The 14,923-nt window shown below is 67.3% G+C and carries 12 protein-coding genes; 2 read left to right on the top strand and 10 right to left on the bottom strand.

Annotation, left to right across the window (positions count from 1 at the left end; translation table 11 throughout):
* On the bottom strand, positions 1-709 hold a 709-nt coding region (locus KHY18_RS25170), incomplete at its 3' end, for a cysteine dioxygenase family protein (protein WP_502769408.1).
* A 156-nt stretch (positions 710-865) separates the two neighbouring features.
* On the opposite strand from KHY18_RS25170, the gene KHY18_RS25165 reads away from it, so the two are divergent.
* The gene (locus KHY18_RS25165; protein ID WP_213306613.1) at positions 866-1,879 is read left to right on the top strand and encodes a tripartite tricarboxylate transporter substrate binding protein; all 1,014 of its coding nucleotides are present in this window, start codon (positions 866-868) and stop codon (positions 1,877-1,879) included.
* Between the two features lie 121 nt (positions 1,880-2,000).
* Here KHY18_RS25165 and KHY18_RS25160 read toward each other — a convergent pair whose 3' ends face one another.
* The 3 genes from KHY18_RS25160 to KHY18_RS25150 form a co-directional block, all read right to left on the bottom strand.
* Complete coding sequence (locus KHY18_RS25160) at positions 2,001-2,996, bottom strand: Bug family tripartite tricarboxylate transporter substrate binding protein (protein ID WP_213306610.1); 996 nt, start codon at positions 2,994-2,996, stop codon at positions 2,001-2,003.
* A gap of 76 nt (positions 2,997-3,072) precedes the next feature.
* Positions 3,073-3,216 carry a hypothetical protein gene (locus tag KHY18_RS25155; protein ID WP_213306607.1) on the bottom strand — a complete coding sequence of 48 codons (144 nt, stop codon included), beginning with the start codon at positions 3,214-3,216 and terminating at the stop codon, positions 3,073-3,075.
* A gap of 167 nt (positions 3,217-3,383) precedes the next feature.
* Positions 3,384-5,285, bottom strand: coding sequence for a PAS domain-containing hybrid sensor histidine kinase/response regulator (locus KHY18_RS25150; protein WP_213306604.1), 1,902 nt, complete (start codon positions 5,283-5,285; stop codon positions 3,384-3,386).
* A 68-nt stretch (positions 5,286-5,353) separates the two neighbouring features.
* Between KHY18_RS25150 and KHY18_RS25145 the strand changes: the two genes are divergently transcribed.
* On the top strand, positions 5,354-5,710 hold the full coding sequence (locus KHY18_RS25145; RefSeq protein WP_213306601.1) for a response regulator: 357 nt from the start codon (positions 5,354-5,356) through the stop codon (positions 5,708-5,710).
* Here the strand turns inward: KHY18_RS25145 and KHY18_RS25140 are convergent.
* The 6 genes from KHY18_RS25140 to KHY18_RS25115 all read right to left on the bottom strand — a co-directional run bounded on the left by KHY18_RS25140 (position 5,643) and on the right by KHY18_RS25115 (position 14,903).
* Positions 5,643-8,165: a mechanosensitive ion channel domain-containing protein gene (locus tag KHY18_RS25140; RefSeq protein WP_249729374.1), complete on the bottom strand. Its 2,523-nt coding sequence runs from the start codon at positions 8,163-8,165 to the stop codon at positions 5,643-5,645. The two genes, KHY18_RS25145 and KHY18_RS25140, sit on opposite strands and share 68 nt — an antisense overlap.
* 48 nt (positions 8,166-8,213) lie before the next feature.
* Complete coding sequence (locus KHY18_RS25135; RefSeq protein WP_213306598.1) at positions 8,214-9,587, bottom strand: LLM class flavin-dependent oxidoreductase; 1,374 nt, start codon at positions 9,585-9,587, stop codon at positions 8,214-8,216.
* A 10-nt stretch (positions 9,588-9,597) separates the two neighbouring features.
* Complete coding sequence (locus tag KHY18_RS25130) at positions 9,598-10,323, bottom strand: ABC transporter ATP-binding protein (RefSeq protein WP_213306595.1); 726 nt, start codon at positions 10,321-10,323, stop codon at positions 9,598-9,600.
* Positions 10,320-11,168, bottom strand: coding sequence for an ABC transporter permease (locus KHY18_RS25125; RefSeq protein WP_213306592.1), 849 nt, complete (start codon positions 11,166-11,168; stop codon positions 10,320-10,322). Before KHY18_RS25125 ends, KHY18_RS25130 begins: the two co-directional genes overlap by 4 nt.
* A 34-nt stretch (positions 11,169-11,202) precedes the next feature.
* Entirely contained in the window at positions 11,203-12,186 is a 984-nt protein-coding gene (locus KHY18_RS25120; RefSeq protein ID WP_213306589.1) for an ABC transporter substrate-binding protein, read from the bottom strand.
* Between the two features lie 191 nt (positions 12,187-12,377).
* The gene (locus KHY18_RS25115) at positions 12,378-14,903 is read right to left on the bottom strand and encodes a TonB-dependent siderophore receptor (protein WP_213306586.1); all 2,526 of its coding nucleotides are present in this window, start codon (positions 14,901-14,903) and stop codon (positions 12,378-12,380) included.
* Positions 14,904-14,923 lie beyond the last annotated feature (20 nt).

Genomic DNA, 14,923 nt, shown 5'->3' with positions numbered 1-14,923 from the left:
CGAACACGCCGGTCTCGCGCACGTCGAGCACCGCAATTTCCTCGCCGTCGAACAGCGCGGTCTTGAGCGCCTGGGGCGAGATCAGCGGGTGATGAATGGACTTGGGCGGGCCGAAAGTGCGGAAGCTGCCGCCTTCGAGGCTTTCGAACACCACGCGGCCGGGCAGGCGATCGATGCCCAGGCCATAGAAATGCAGGTGCAGACCGGGCTCGTCGCCGATCAGCTCGATGGTGTGCACATCGGTGGGCGACAGCACGACGGAAACACCCGCCGACACGTCGACGGTGCGCTCGGCCGTGAGCGTGTCGCGCGTCGCGTCCTGCGTCTTGTCGCGGCGGAAGAAGATGTTGCGCTCGTTGCCCGTGACGCCGGCGATGATGGCCCAGGTCGTGTGGTCGTGCGGCGGCTGCGACTTGCCCGGCAGGCCGGTCGACAGATACAGCGCGTAGCGGCCCGCGGCGTCTTCGCTCAGGCGATAGACCTGGGCCGGATTCTGCTCCGAGACCGGGAAATGCTCCGCCGCAAACAGCTCGCGCTGCGTGCCCAGGCGCTCGAGCAGCGTGGCCACGGCGCGCAGCTGTTCGGGCGTCGCGCGCTCGGGGTCGGGCACCAGGCGGCGCGCCTGGGCGATGAAGTCGGCCACGGCAGCGGTGCGGCGGCTGGCGACATCACTGCCGCTGAAATCGAGGGAAACATGGGTCTGGGTCATGGGGGTCTCCGGGAAATTACCAACACGGTACGCAGCCACGCGCGCTTGTCCAACGAAGAAAACCGCAGATCGTTAGCTGAAAAGCTTCGTTCACGCGCCGGCGCGCGGCCCCTAGATTCGAGCCATTCCTTCTTTCCCCGCCGAGCGAGCCGACCCATGACCACCAAACGTTTCTTCCTGCGCACCCTGGCGTCGGCCATTGCACTTTCCGCGGCAGGCGGCGGCGCGCTGTATGTGTCCTCGCTGCACGCGGCCACCGACAAGGCCGCCACCTTCCCCAACAAGTCGGTGCGCATCATCGTGCCGGTGGCACCGGGCGGCAGCGCAGACAAGCTGACACGCACGCTGGCCGAACGCCTGTCCGTGCTCTGGGGCCAGACCGTGATCGTCGAGAACATCGCGGGCGCCAGCGGCACCATCGGTGCGGGCAAGGTCGCCAAGGCCGCGCCCGATGGCTACACGCTGCTGCAGCAGGGCGAAGGCCTGATGCTCAACGGCATCCTGTTCCGCGATCTGCCCTATGACACGGCGCGCGCCTTTTCCCCCGTCGTCAAGGCCGTGGTCAACCCGCAGATACTGGTCGTGAACCCCGGCACGGGCATCAACACCCTGGCCGAATACCTGGCGCGCGCCAAGGCCCAGCCCGAAAGCATCAGCCTGGGGCTGCCCGGCAATGGCGGCATCGCGCATGTGGCGCATGAAATCCTGGCCCAGGAAACCGGCGCCAAGGTCAACTACATTCCCTACCCCGGCGGCGGCCCGGCTGCCGTCGACGTGATCGCCGGCCATACCAATGCCACGCTGATCACGCTCGCCGCCGTGACCGAATATGTGCGCGCCGGCAAGCTGCGCGCGCTGGCCGTGACCACCAACTACCGCTCGCCCGCGCTGCCCAACGTGCCCACCGTGGCCGAAGCCGCCCAACTGCCGAACTTCTCGGTCGAAAGCTGGCAGGGCTACTTCGCGCCGGCCGGCACGCCGCCGGCCATCGTGCAGAAGATCAACCGCGACATCAACCAGGTGCTGCAGCTGCCCGAAGTGCGCGCCCAGCTCGAAGCCCAGGGCTTCAAGGTCGCTGGCGGTTCGTCGGCCGATCTGGCCAAGAGCCTGCAGACCGAACAACCGCGCTACGCCCAGGCGATCAAGACCGCTGGCCTCGCGATTAGGTAACACCCCCTGAGCCGCTTCGCGGCTTCCCCCTCTCATCCTTCGGTGGAGGGGGACGGCAGCCTCGCTGCGGGGCGGCCCTTGCTCGCTGCCTCCCCGCTGGGCCACGCCAAGTTCAAGAGCTTCAGTCCAGCGAAGCCCCCGAGGCGCGCACGCGCTCGCCCTGCACCTGGTAGTCGCGCACCAGGAAGTCGCGGTATTCAGCGGGCGTCGAGGCCACGGCCACATACGAGAACGCGTCGATCTGCGTCTTGCGGAACTCGGGCTCGAGCAGGATCTTGCGCACGTCAGCGGAGATCTTCTCGACCAGCGACGCGGGCGTGCCCGCGGGTGCGAGCAGGCCGATGTTGAACACCGCCTGGATGTCGCGCACGCCGGCTTCACGGAACGTGGGCACATCGGGCAGCGCCACGCTGCGCGCTTGCGAAGACACTGCCAGCGCCTTGAGCCGGCCGCCCTTGATGTGCTGTTCGATCACCGAGACGCCCAGCACCGCGGCGTCGATCTGGCCGGCGATGATTTCCGGGATCAGCGGCGCCGCGCCCTTGTAGGGCACATGCACCATCTCCAGCCCTTCCTGCTTGGCGAACATCGCCAGCGGCAGATGCACGATGCCGCCCGCACCCGAGGAGCCGTAGGTCAGCGGCTTGGTCTTGCCGGCCTGCCTGGCCTGGGCGATGAATTCCTGCAACGTGTTCGCCTTGGAGTTCTGCGGCACGAAGAACACCATGGGCACGCTGATCAGCCGCGAGATCGGCGCGAAATCCTTTTGCGGGTTGTAGGGCAGCTTCTTGTAGAGATGCGGGTTCATGCTCAGCGCGGCTTCGGTCGCGGCGAACAGCGTATAGCCGTCGGGCGCGCTCTTGGCCGCGAACTCGGCGCCGATGATCTCGTTGGCGCCCGTGCGGTTGATGACCACCACCGGCTGGGCCCAGGTCTTGTTGAGGCGAATGGCCAGAGCGCGCGCGAGGTTGTCGACGGGGCCGCCGGCCGCATAGGGAACGACGATGTTCACGGGCTTGCTGGGAAACGCGGCCGGGGTCTGGGCGCTGGCCAGGGTGGGCAGGCATGCGGCGGCGGCGGCAACGACGGCCGCGGTGAAATGGTGCAGGGACTTCATGGTGTGACAGGCGAAAGGATTCAAGCCTTCCCTCTAGGGAAGGTGCAATGGCAAGAACAGGGTCAAGGCCGCAGGGTCAGCGGCGCACGCGCTCCAGCGTCTCGCGCGTGGCGAATGCGAAGCCGGTGTCACCGGCCCGGTTCACCGGGATGGGCCGCGGGCGCGTGCCCGCTGCGATCTGCTTGCTGTCCACCAGCGCCAACAGGTGGTCTTGGCTCATTTCCGCCATGGTTGTCTCCTTGTGCTTTTTGTCATTTATCGCGCTGCGTGCCCGTTGCGGGAAGGCACTTCAGTCACGGCACAAGCGTAGTTTCTGGCGGGGCAACTATCTATTGAATTATTTGCGAGGGTCCGTTCGACGGCATCGATATATCTGCGCCGCGCCGCTCAGGCCAGCCGCACATTGGCCAGCAATTCCTGCAGATCGGCGAGCGCCACCGGCTTGAGCAACCGGGCATCGAAGCCCGAGAAGTCAGGCCGTTCCGCGCGTTCATCCTCGGCGCCATAGCCGGTCACCGCGGTGGCGAAAATCGCTGTGCCACCCGGCTGTGCGCGCAGCGCGCGCAGCACGGCAGGGCCGTCCATCTCCGGCATACCTATGTCCAGGAACACCGCGCTGGGCTTGTCCTGGAGCGCGGCTTCGAGCGCCGTGCGGCCGTCATAGGCGGTGCGCACGCGGTAGCCGAGCAGGCGCAGGATCTCGGCCAGGCTGTCGGCGGCGTCGCGGTTGTCGTCGACCACAAGCACGCGCGCCGTGAGGCCGCGGTTCTCGTCCGAATCCATGCCCGCAGTCCGGTGCGCCTGAATCTCCGCACCCGGCAACTCGAAACTGAAAGTGCTGCCCTGGCCCGCGCCCGGGCTCGATGCCCAGATCGAGCCGCCATGCATTTCAACCAGCGACCGCGCCAGCGACAGGCCTATGCCCAGGCCCGACTGGCGCGACGCCGCCAGGCCGTCGCCTTGCGAGAACAGCTCGAAAATGCTTTCCATCGACGCCGGCGAAATGCCTTCGCCGTTGTCCGTGACGTCGACATGCAGCCGCCCCTGCGCGACGCTCGCCGACAGCGTGATCGCGCCGCCCGCGGGTGTGAACTTCGAGGCATTGCTCAGCAGGTTCTGCAACACCTGCACCAGCCGCATCTCGTCGGCATTGACCCACACATCATCGGCCGGCACGACGAGCTTGAACACATGCGTGCGCGCGTCCATGCCGGGCCGCGCGGCCTCGACCGCGCGCGCCACGATCTGGTTGAACGACACGCGCTCGGGCTTGATGCGAATCTTGCCGCTGGTCATGCGCCCCGCGTCCAGCAGGTCGTCGACCAGCCGCGTGAGCTGCGACAGCTGGCGGTCGATCATGTCGCGGCTGTTGCGCACCGTCGCGCTGGGCGCGGGCTCGAGTTGCAGGATGGAGACCGCGTTGCGTATGGGAGCGAGCGGATTGCGCAGCTCGTGCGCCAGCATCGCCAGGAACTCGTTCATCTGCCGCGACGAATGTTCGAGATTGCGCAGCCGGCTGCGTTCCGTCATGTCGCGCGTCACCTTGGCAAAGCCCAGATGGGTGCCGTCGGCGCCGCGTATCGGCGCCATGACGATGTTCGCCCAGAAAGTGGAGCCGTCCTTGCGCACGCGCCAGCCCTCTTCCTCGGTGCGCCCCTGCTGCAGAGCATCGCGCAACTCCTTGGTCGGCAGCCCCGCCTCCACGTCCTCGCTGCGAAAGAACATGCTGTAGTGCCGGCCCATGACTTCGCTCGCGGCATAGCCCTTGATGAGCTGCGCGCCGCTGTTCCAGCTCTGGATCATGCCCAGGGGGTCGAGCATGTAGATCGCATAGTCGCGCACGCCTTCGATCAGCAGCCGGAAGCGCTCCTCGCTCTGGCGCAGCGCCTCTTCCTGCAGGCGCCGCTCGGTCAGGTCGCGCGTGACCTTGCCGAAGCCGGTCAGCGTGCCGTCGGAGTCGCGCAGCGCGGTGATCACCACGTTCGCCCAGAACATGTTGCCGTCCTTGCGCACGCGCCAGCCCTCTTCCTCGTAGGTGCCGTTCTGCGCCGCGAGCAGCAGCTCATGGTCGGGCCACATTTTCTGCTTCGCGGGCTCGGGGTAGAAAATCGAGAAATGCCGGCCTATGACTTCGTCGGCCGCATAGCCCTTGAGCCGGGCCGCGCCCGCATTCCAGGACAGCACGATGCCTGCGGGGTCGAGCATGAAGATCGCGTAATCCTGCACGGATTCGACCAGAAGCCGAAAACGGTCCGCGCTCGCGACCGCGTGGTTTTCTTGCTTGTCCATGGGTTTACCGAGTATTTTTGCCAGCGCCAAACAGGCACAATGGCGGATCACGCACGTGAAGGAATATTGTGGACCAGTTGACAGTCTACGTCGTCGACGACTCGAGGGATGCCGCGGACTCGCTTGCCATGCTGCTGGGCCTCATGGGCCACCAGGCCCGCGCGTGCTATGGCGGTGAAGAAGCGCTGGCACTGGCCCAGACCGACCGACCGCACTGCGTGATGCTCGACATCACCATGGTCGGCATGGACGGCCTCGAACTCGCGCGCCAGTTCCGCGAACAGTTCGGCGACGATGTGATCCTGGTCGCGGTCACAGGTTCCCCGCCCGATGACCCGCGCGTGCGCGAAACCTTCGTCACCGTGGACCACTATTTCCAGAAGCCCGTGACGCTGGAGCAGATCCAGAAGCTGTTCCCGGCTTGATCTCACCCTCCATCGGCGGCATGGCAGAGCGCAGCGTCACCTCGAGCTGGTTGTAGGGAATCGCAATGCCCGCGGCGTTCAATGCCCCGAGCATGCGCGCCAGCAGCGCACTGCGCAGCGCGCTCCAATCATTCTGGTCCTGGGCCCAGACCCGCACCGCGAAGTTCAGGCCGTTGTCGCCATAGCCCGTCATCAGCACCACCGGCGCCGGCGTCGCTGCGACACCGGGCGTCTCGCAGGCCGCGGCCTGGAGCAAGGCGATCACCCGGCCGGGATCGGAGCCATAGGCCACGCCGACCACCACTTCCACGCGCCGGCTGCGGTCGAACATCGTCCAGTTGGTCAGGTTGCCGTTGAGCAGCTGCCCATTGGGCACCACCACGTCCGCGCCGTCGAACGTGCGAATCACGGTGGCGCGCAGGCCTATGCCGCGCACCGTGCCCGAAATGCCCGCCACGTCGACCACATCGCCGGGCTGTATGGGCCGCTCGAACATCAGCACCAGTCCCGAGACAAAGTTGTTGACCACGTTCTGCAGCCCGAAACCTATGCCCACGCCCAGCGCGCCGAACACCAGCGTCAGCTGGCTCACCTTGAAACCCGCGGCCGACAGGGCGATCAGCAGGCCCACCAGCAGCACGCCGTAGTAGCTCAGCGAGGCAATGCTGTTGCCCGCGCCGCGCGGCAGGCCCGCACGGCCCGGAAGCTCATCGCGCAGCAGGCGGCGCACGGCACGCGCGGCCCACAGCGCGAGCCAGGCGGAGAACGCGAACGTCAGCACATCGCCCAGATGAATCGACACTTCGCCCGCATTGATGCCGAACGCCAGCACGGTCGTGCTCGCGTCATGCAAGGGGCGCAGCACGCGGAACCGGTCCATGCTGTAGATCAGCCAGCCGATGCCCGCGGCCAGCAACAGCAGGCGCGTGCCGGCGGTCTGCACCAGCGCGCCATGCTCGCGCACCAGCCGTCTGTGCACCAGCTCGGGCTGGCCGAACAAGGCGCGCAGCAGGCCCAGGCAGGCGTTCACGCCCGCATACAGCAACAAGGCCATGTAGCCGCTGTCGATGACGCCGCTGGTCAGCGTTTCGGCCAGCGACACATTGCCCACGACGTTGGCGATGGCCGCAACCGCGAGCAGGCACAGCACGACCCAGGCCACGGCGCGCACCGTGGTTCTCAGCCGGAGACCGGCGCCGGCGGTGATCTGCGGCGGGCGCGCCGTGCGGCGCAGCAGCCAGACGGTCAGGCCCAGCGCCAGCGCGTTGAGCCCCAGCAGATACAGGCGGTACCAGCCCTTGTCGACGGGAACGGCCACACCCACGCGGTCCAGCACGTACAGCACCACGGCCACATAGGGCCAGGCGCCCAGCGCGCGCAGCGTGCCCGCGGGCAGCAGGCGCAGCGCCGGCACCAGCGCCAGCAGCAGCACGCACTCCTGCACCAGCAGCGGCGCATCGGCTTCGAAGGCCAGCACCGCGAGCAGCGACAGCAGCAGCCAGGCCGACAGCGGGCGGCGCAGCGCCAGCGTGGCGGCCACAGGCGCGCCATCGCCCACAGGCAGCACATGCCGGCTGCGCACCACCAGCCAGACGATGACGGGCAGCAGCAGCAACTGCACCACCTGCAGCGCGCGCTGATTGCCGGTGTCCGCGGCGTTGTAGTCGATCGCGAACTGCCGCTCTATGTCGAGCCCGCGGTCCATCTGCAGCTGCGGCGACAGCGCCGCCGCATCGGGCTTCTCCAGCCCCTGCCACAGCGCGGGCGCGTCCTTGCGCAGCAGGCCGCGGTCGATCTCGGCGATGGCGGCGGCGACATCGCTGCCGCCCGCATCGATGCGCGCCTTCAGTTCGCTGGCCTGCTGCATCAGCGCGAACTGGCGCGACAGCGCAACGCCCAGCGCGGCTTCGGCGGCATCGATGCCGCTGAGCATGCCGTCCACGCGTTCGGCCAGCGCCGCAGGCAGGCCGTCGAGCAAGCCCTGGGCGCGCGTTGCCGACCACGCGGCGCGGCGCTGGGCCAGATAGAGCGCGCTGTCGGCATAGGGCGCGAACGCGCGGCGCGCGTCGGCTTCCCAGCGTTCCTGGCGCCGAACATCGAACTGCCAGTGCCGCGCCAGACTCTCCAGGCGCATGACCGGCAGCTCGCGCAGCGCGGCGCCGGCGACGTTGTGCAGTTTGGCGTCCACGGGCGCGGCGATGGCGTCGAGCGACGCCTGCAGCGGCCCCAGCGGATCGGGCGCGGCCAGCAGGCGCCTTGCGCGGTCTACGCGCTGCTGGTCGTCATCGGCGCGCGCCAGAATGTCCTGCAGCGCAATCGGCTGGACCGCGGCCGCCGGTGTGCCGGCGCCGGGCGCCTGTGCACGGGCCATTGCGCCCGCGAGCACCATGCCCATGACCAGACAGAAAGCCGCGAGCCAGCGCGGCGCGCGAAACGGTGGAGCAGAAGATTGCATGCTCCTATCGTGGGAGCAATCCACACCTTTTGGCAAGCCCCCTGCGGCTCAGGCCTGGGCCAGCTCCGCCGCGGCGACGCCGTCCGCTGCCGCGCGCCCCACAGCCGGCGCGGGCGCGAGTTCCGCCAGGCCGAAGTGACCGCGCAGCGTATGGCTTTCATACTCGTGGCGAAACAGCCCGCGCTTGCGCAAGATGGGCACGACTTCGCTGGTGAACAGCTCGAACTGCTGGTGGATCACCGGCGGCATCACATTGAAGCCGTCGGCCGCGCCATGGCGGAACCAGTCCTCGATGATGTCGGCCACCTGCTCGGGCGTGCCCGCGACCGCGAGATGGCCGCGCGCGCCCGCCAGGCGCTTGAGCAGCTGGCGCAGGCTCAGGCCTTCGCGCAGGCTGGTGTCGACATAGCCGATCACGCGGCTCTTCGAGGCTTCGACCAGGTTCGGGTCGGGAAAATCGTCACGCGTGAGTTTCTTGTCGAGCGGAACCGCCGAGAAGTCATGGCCGCCAAAGCGCGCCGACAGCCGGCCCAGACCGACCTCGATGCTGGTCAGGCTGTCGAGTTCTTCCCAGACCTGCTGGGCTTCGTAGGTCGTAGAGCCAATCGCCGCGCTGATGCCCGGCAGGATCACGATGTCTTCGGGTCGGCGCCCCCGCTGCTGCGCCTGGCCCTTGATGTCGGCATAGAACGCCTGGGCCGACTCCCGCGAACCATGGGCCGTGAAGATCGCTTCGGCGCGCTGGGCGGCGAAGGCGCGGCCGGCTTCCGACTGGCCGGCCTGCACGTACAGCGGCCGGCCTTGCGGGCTGCTGGGCACGTTGAGCGGGCCGCGCGTGCGGACATGGCTGCCGTTGAAATCCACGGGCCGTATCCGCGCCGCGTCGAGATACTGGCCCGCGGCCGCGTCGTCGACGATGGCGCTCGCGGGAAAGCTGCGCCACAGCGCATCGACCGCGGCGACGAATTCCTCGGCGATGCGGTAGCGGTCGCCATGGTCGACTTCGGCGTCCAGCCCGTAATTGGCCGCCGCCTTCGGGGCCCACGACGTCACGATGTTCCAGCCCGCGCGGCCCTTGGAGATATGGTCCAGCGAGGCGAACTGGCGCGCCAGCGTATAGGCGTGGCTGTAGGTGGTCGAGGCCGTGCCTATCAGGCCTATGCGCTCGGTCTTGAGCGCCAGCGCGGTCAGCAGCACCAGCGGCTCGAGCATGCCCGACGAGATCACCTGCCCGTTCTCGGGCCCGACCAGGCTGTCGGCCAGGAACACCGCGTCGAACTTCGCGGCCTCGGCGATGCGCGCGGCATCGACATAGAGATCCAGGTCGGTCAAGGCCTTGGGATTCGCGCCCGGATGGCGCCACGCGCCTTCATGGTGGCCGCGCGACATCAGGAAAAGATTCAGGTGCAATTGTCGTGTCATGGCTGCTCTTTCATGCGAGTTCGGTTTCGACGCCCAGGCTGTGCAGCAAGGTGGTGCGCAGATCCATGAACAGCGGGTGATCGGGCCGGCGCGGGTGCGGCAGATCGACCGCATAGTCCTGCGCGATCCTGCCGTTCTTGAGCACCAGGATGCGATCGGCGAGCAGCAGCGATTCGTCGACGTCGTGCGTCACCAGAATCACCGTCGGCTTGATGCGCTCCACGAGCTGGAACAGCAGGCCGTGCATGCGCATGCGGGTCAGCGCATCGAGCGCGCCGAACGGCTCGTCGGCCAGCAGCACATGCGGCTCGCGCAGCAGCGAGCGCGCCAGCGCCGCGCGCTGCAGCTGCCCGCCCGACAGCGTGTTGGGCCAGACATGGGCCTTGTCGTCCAGACCCACATCGCGCAGCATCTGTTCGGCAGCGGGCCGCGCCGCCGCCGCGTCCAGGCCCAGCGTCAGGTTGTCGATCACCGTGAGCCAGGGCAGCAGCCGCGAATCCTGGAACAGCACCGAGACATTGCCCTGTGCGTTCGCGCTGCCGCTGCTTTGCGCGTCGCCGTCGAGGCCGGCGAGCGCGCGCAGCACCGTGGTCTTGCCCGAGCCAGACTCGCCCAGCAGCGCGACGAACTGGCCTGGGGGAATGTCCAGCCGCAGGTCATCGAGCACTTTCTTGCCGTTGAAGCCGCGCGAAAAGCTGCGCAGCTGAACAGCCCCGAGTGTGGTGTTATGGGTCATGATCCCAGCACTTTCCGGTACGACAGCACGCGCGCCTCGATGCGGCGCACCACGGCGTCCGACAGCAGGCCCAGCAAGGCGTAGATCAGAATTCCGACGACGATGATGTCGGTCTGGCCCCAATCGCGCGCACGGTTCATCAGATAGCCAATGCCGGTCTGGGTGTTGATCAGCTCCAGCACCACCAGCGCCGTCCAGCACAGCGACACCGAGATGCGCAGGCCGACGAAGAATCCGGGCAAGGCGCCGGGCAGCGCCACCTTGCGCACGAACTCGCTGCGCGACAGGCCCAGCGTCTGCGCCAGCTCCACATGGCGCACGTCGATGCCGCGCAGCGCCGCATGGGTGTTGATGTAGATCGGCACCAGCACGGCCGTGAAGATCAGCAGCACTTTCATCGCTTCGCCGATACCCAGCCAGATGATGGCCAGCGGAATCAGCGCCAGCGTGGGCACGGCGCGCTTGATCTGCACCAGGCCGTCGAGCAGCGCCTCGCCGGTGCGCGTGAGGCCCGACAGCAGCGCCAGCAGCACGCCCGCGATCACGCCCAGGAACAGTCCGCTGTACGCACGCCCTGCCGAGGCCAGCAGATGCGGCAGCAGGCTGCCGTCGGCCACCATCTGCCAGGCCGTGACCAGCGCCTGCGACGGCGCCGTCAGTGTCGACGGCGACAGGAACCCCAGGCGCGACGCCGCTTCCCAGATGACCACCAGCAGCGCCGGCCCGATCAGCAAACGGCCTGGCGACAGCCGCGGCGGCACCAGCGGCCGCGCTTTCTTCGCGACGGCCTGCTCGGCCGGCGCCGACCAGCGCGCCGGGGCGGCGAGCGTATTCGACTGCGTCATGCGCAACTCCTTGGCAATGGTGGGTGCTGCGCGTTCATCGGTTGGCCGTGATCACGCTGTCATAGGTAGGAATGAACGAAGTGCTTGCATCGAGCCGCTTGGGCAAGGTGCCGGCCGCGTGCAGGATGTCGATCAGCTTCTGGTGGTGGGGCTGGGCTTCGGCCGCGGTCTGGAACAGCAGCTTCGACTGCGACGCCAGAATCGCCGCCGTGCTTTCGGCATCGATGCGCTGAAAGTCGGTGTAGTAGTGGCGGCCCCATTGCGCGACATTGGCATTGCTCCATTTGCCGGAACGCACGAAGGCCGCAAGAAATTCGCTGATGGCCTCGGCCTTCTGCGCATCGGCCAGCACTTCGGGGCGGGCATAGATATAGGACGTCGCGGGCAGCAGATTGCGCTCCTGCGGATCGGGCACGGGTGTGGCGCCTATCTGCTTGGCCAGGCGCGTCACATGCGGCTCCATCAGCACCGCCACATCGACGGCATTGGCGCGCAGCGCGTCATTGAGTTCGGCCACGCGCAAATTCACCAACTGCACATCGCCCAGGCCCAGGCCGGCGCGCGTCAGCGCCTCGACCAGGAACACCTGGCGCCCCGAGCCTTCGACATAGCTCACGCGCTTGCCGCGCAGATCGGCGAGGCGCTGGATGTTGGCGCCCGCGCGCTGCACCAGCCGGTACTGCGCACGCTCGCGCGTGAAGGTGGCGATGATGGGCAGGTTCACGCCCGCGGCGCGTGCCTGGATGGGCGGCGTGTCGCCGACATAGGCGATGTCCAGCGCGCCCGCGCGAATCGCTTCGAAGATCGCCGGGCCGCCCGCGAAATTGGGCAGCTCCAACTGAAAACCCAGGCGCTTGCGCTCGCCGCTGGCATCGAGCAGATTGCGCAGCAGCTCGCTTTGGTCGGCGACCACCAGCTTGGTCTTGGGATTCACGGCGGACCGCGCGACGCCGGTCACGCCCCAGGCGGACAGGGCCAGCAGCGATTGCGCGGCCAGCAGGAAACGACGTTTGTTCACTCTCTCGACCCCAGATGATTGCAGTGGGGCAAATGCTAGTGAGCGCGCCTTAGATTCAAAACGACTGTGTTTTCATTTGCAAACAAGCAAATCGTCCGAAGTGCTCTCGATCGAAATGGATTGCGCATGAGTTCCGTCGCGAACCGCTGCCATCCGTGCAAGGACAGCAGCGGCCCTGTGCGATGCAGGCGTCAGAAGCGGTACTTGACGTTCAAGGCCACGCTGCGCGGCGTGCCGTAGTTGCCCGAATTCCACCAGTCAGACACCGAGGCGATGTACTTCTTGTCGAACACGTTGTTGACGTTCAGCGTGGCGGAAAGCTGCGGGCTGAACTCGTAGCGCGCCATCAGGTTCGCGACCGCAAAGGATTTCTGCTCCCAGTACAGGTCGCGGTTGAGCTGCCAGGGCGTGACCGTGGAGTAGGTCTTGCTGCGCCAGTTCACGCCGCCGCCCAGCGTCAGGCGGTTCCAGTCGCCGGGCAGGCGGTAGGTCGTCCACAGCTTGACCATGTTGCGCGCGAACGTCGTATTGGTGAGCGTGCCGTCGACGTTCTTGCTCTGGCTGTAGGTCCACGAAGCGGAGACATTCCAGTCACGCGCCAGCGCCCCGAAAACCTCCAGATCCAGACCCTGGGTCTTGATGCCCTTGGCGGAACGCGAAGCTCCCGTGTCGATGGTGCCGGGAACGAAGTAGCCGGGATCGGCTTCGGCCACATCGTTCTGGCGGATCTGGTACAGCGCCAGCGCGGTGTTCAGACGGCCGTCGAGCCAGGCGCTCTTGAGCCCCACTTCATAGTTCGCGCCCTCGGTAGGGTCGAGCACTGCGCCGTTGCGGTCCCGCGCCGACTGGGGCTGGTAGATCGTGGTGTAGCTCGCGTAGACCGCATGGTCCTGGTTGATGTCGTAGACGGCTCCGGCATAGGGCGTGAAGACGCCGTTTTCGGAAGTGTTCGTCACCGAACTGCCCGTCGCCCAGCTTTCGTCGAAGTTGTAGTCATGCGAGACGATGCGCGTGCCCGTGATCAGCTTGAGCTTGTCGCTCACCTGAAAGCGCGCCGCGCCATAGAGGCTCGACTGCCGCATTTTGTATTGCGAATTCACATTGACCGGGCCATAGACGCCCGCGCCGGTGCGATCCCATGTGAACAGATTGGCGGGGCTGCCTCTCAGACCACTGGTGTCGGGGCGCGACTGCATCAGCTGGTCATACTCTTCATAGGCCGCGCCCAGCACCAGCTCATGCTGGCGTCCCAGCAGCGAGAACGGTCCGCTCACATTCAGATCGACATTGCTGTGTTCGATGTCGCCCACGCGCCTGGACGACCCGAGGTTGACGCCATTGCCAGCCGTGTCATAAAAGGCGCTGTCGGAGTTCAGCATGGTGCGCTCCTCGCGGTGCGACGAACGCGCGTGGCTGGCAGACAGCTTGAGCTTCCAGTCGTTGCCCAGCTGCTGCTCGAGCGTGGCGAAGGCCTTGGTCGACTCCAGCTCCAGCCGGTTGTCGCGGCTCGCGCCGGTGAATGACACCGGCAGATCGGTACGCGAGCCGTCCTTGAACCACAGCGGAAAACCGACGTAGGAGCCCTGGCCCTTGACCTTGGTGCGCTCGTGTTCGAGTCCGGCCGTCACGCGCGTGCTGCTGGTCAGGTCGGCCTCGATGACGCCGTAGATCTGCCCCTTTTTGCGGCCGTAGTTGTCGATGTGGCTGTCGGCATCCTGCCCGACGGCGATCAGGCGGCCGCGCACGGTGCCGGCTTCGTTGAGCGGGCCCGACAGATCGATCACGCCGCGCTTGTCGCCCCACGAACCCAGACCCACCTCAGCCGAGCCCTGGAATTCGGCGGTCGGCTTCTTGCGCACCATGTTGATGGTGCCCGAAGGGTCGCCCATGCCGGTCACCAGACCGGAGGCGCCGCGCAGCACTTCGATGAGGTCGTAGAACGCCATGTCGGCCACGGTGGCCGCAGGAACGGCACCGCCGCCCAGCACCTGGACGAAAGTGTTGACGCCATCGAACTGGTAGTTCTTGAATGAATAGCCGCGCGCGCTGGCGCCGCCCAGCTCGGTGCCCAGCGTATTGGCCTGCACGCCCGGCACCTGTGCCAGCGTCTGCTGGATCGTGGTCAAGCCCTGGTCTTCCATGCGCTGGCTGGTCATCACGCTCACCGACTGCGGCGTCTCGCGCTGCGTCAGCGCCAGCGGCGTGGCCGTGGTGCTGGGACCGGGCGCGATATAGCTGCGCGTGCCTTCGGTCACGCCGCCGCCCAGGGCCTGCGCCGTGACGGTCACGGCCGCGAGCGTGGCCGTCGAGTTGGCCGATGACTGCGGCCGCAGCGTGAACGTTCCGGGCTGGGTGCTCACCGCCACCAGGCCCGTGCCCGACAGCAGGCGCGTGAGCGCATCGCGCGGCGACAGACTGCCGCTCACGGCCGCGGCCTGGCGGCCCTCGACCAAGGCGTCGTCGAACAGCACCTGCAGCTGCGTCTGGCGGCCGAAGGCGCGCAACGCGCTCAGCAGCGGCTGGGCCTGCAGCTCGAACGACAGACGCGTCTCCTGCGCGGCCGCCGTCTGCGCTTTCGCCGCGCTGGGCGCAATGGCCATCACGGCCACGGCCGCCGACACCATCAGCGCCAGCATGTTAGGCCGCAATGCACCAGCGCTGCCGTGCGCCGCGCGCGTGTTCTTCTCAACCCATTCCCTCGACTTACCTTGGTACATGACCAACCGCTCCTGAATTC

Source organism: Acidovorax sp. CCYZU-2555, from assembly GCF_018413525.1.
Classification (GTDB): Bacteria; Pseudomonadota; Gammaproteobacteria; order Burkholderiales; family Burkholderiaceae_C; genus Comamonas.
The sequence above is the reverse complement of the archived record's forward strand: the minus strand, read 5'-3'. Positions and strand labels throughout refer to the sequence as shown.

What these genes read in the sequence shown, in the direction of transcription:
- KHY18_RS25165 (WP_213306613.1), top strand. Translation starts at nt 866, where the DNA reads ATGACCACCAAACGTTTCTTCCTGCGCACCCTGGCGTCGGCCATTGCA.
- KHY18_RS25160 (WP_213306610.1), bottom strand. Translation starts at nt 2,996, where the DNA reads ATGAAGTCCCTGCACCATTTCACCGCGGCCGTCGTTGCCGCCGCCGCC.
- KHY18_RS25155 (WP_213306607.1), bottom strand. Translation starts at nt 3,216, where the DNA reads ATGAGCCAAGACCACCTGTTGGCGCTGGTGGACAGCAAGCAGATCGCA.
- KHY18_RS25150 (WP_213306604.1), bottom strand. Translation starts at nt 5,285, where the DNA reads ATGGACAAGCAAGAAAACCACGCGGTCGCGAGCGCGGACCGTTTTCGG.
- KHY18_RS25140 (WP_249729374.1), bottom strand. Translation starts at nt 8,165, where the DNA reads ATGCAATCTTCTGCTCCACCGTTTCGCGCGCCGCGCTGGCTCGCGGCT.
- KHY18_RS25135 (WP_213306598.1), bottom strand. Translation starts at nt 9,587, where the DNA reads ATGACACGACAATTGCACCTGAATCTTTTCCTGATGTCGCGCGGCCAC.
- KHY18_RS25130 (WP_213306595.1), bottom strand. Translation starts at nt 10,323, where the DNA reads ATGACCCATAACACCACACTCGGGGCTGTTCAGCTGCGCAGCTTTTCG.
- KHY18_RS25125 (WP_213306592.1), bottom strand. Translation starts at nt 11,168, where the DNA reads ATGACGCAGTCGAATACGCTCGCCGCCCCGGCGCGCTGGTCGGCGCCG.
- KHY18_RS25115 (WP_213306586.1), bottom strand. Translation starts at nt 14,903, where the DNA reads ATGTACCAAGGTAAGTCGAGGGAATGGGTTGAGAAGAACACGCGCGCG.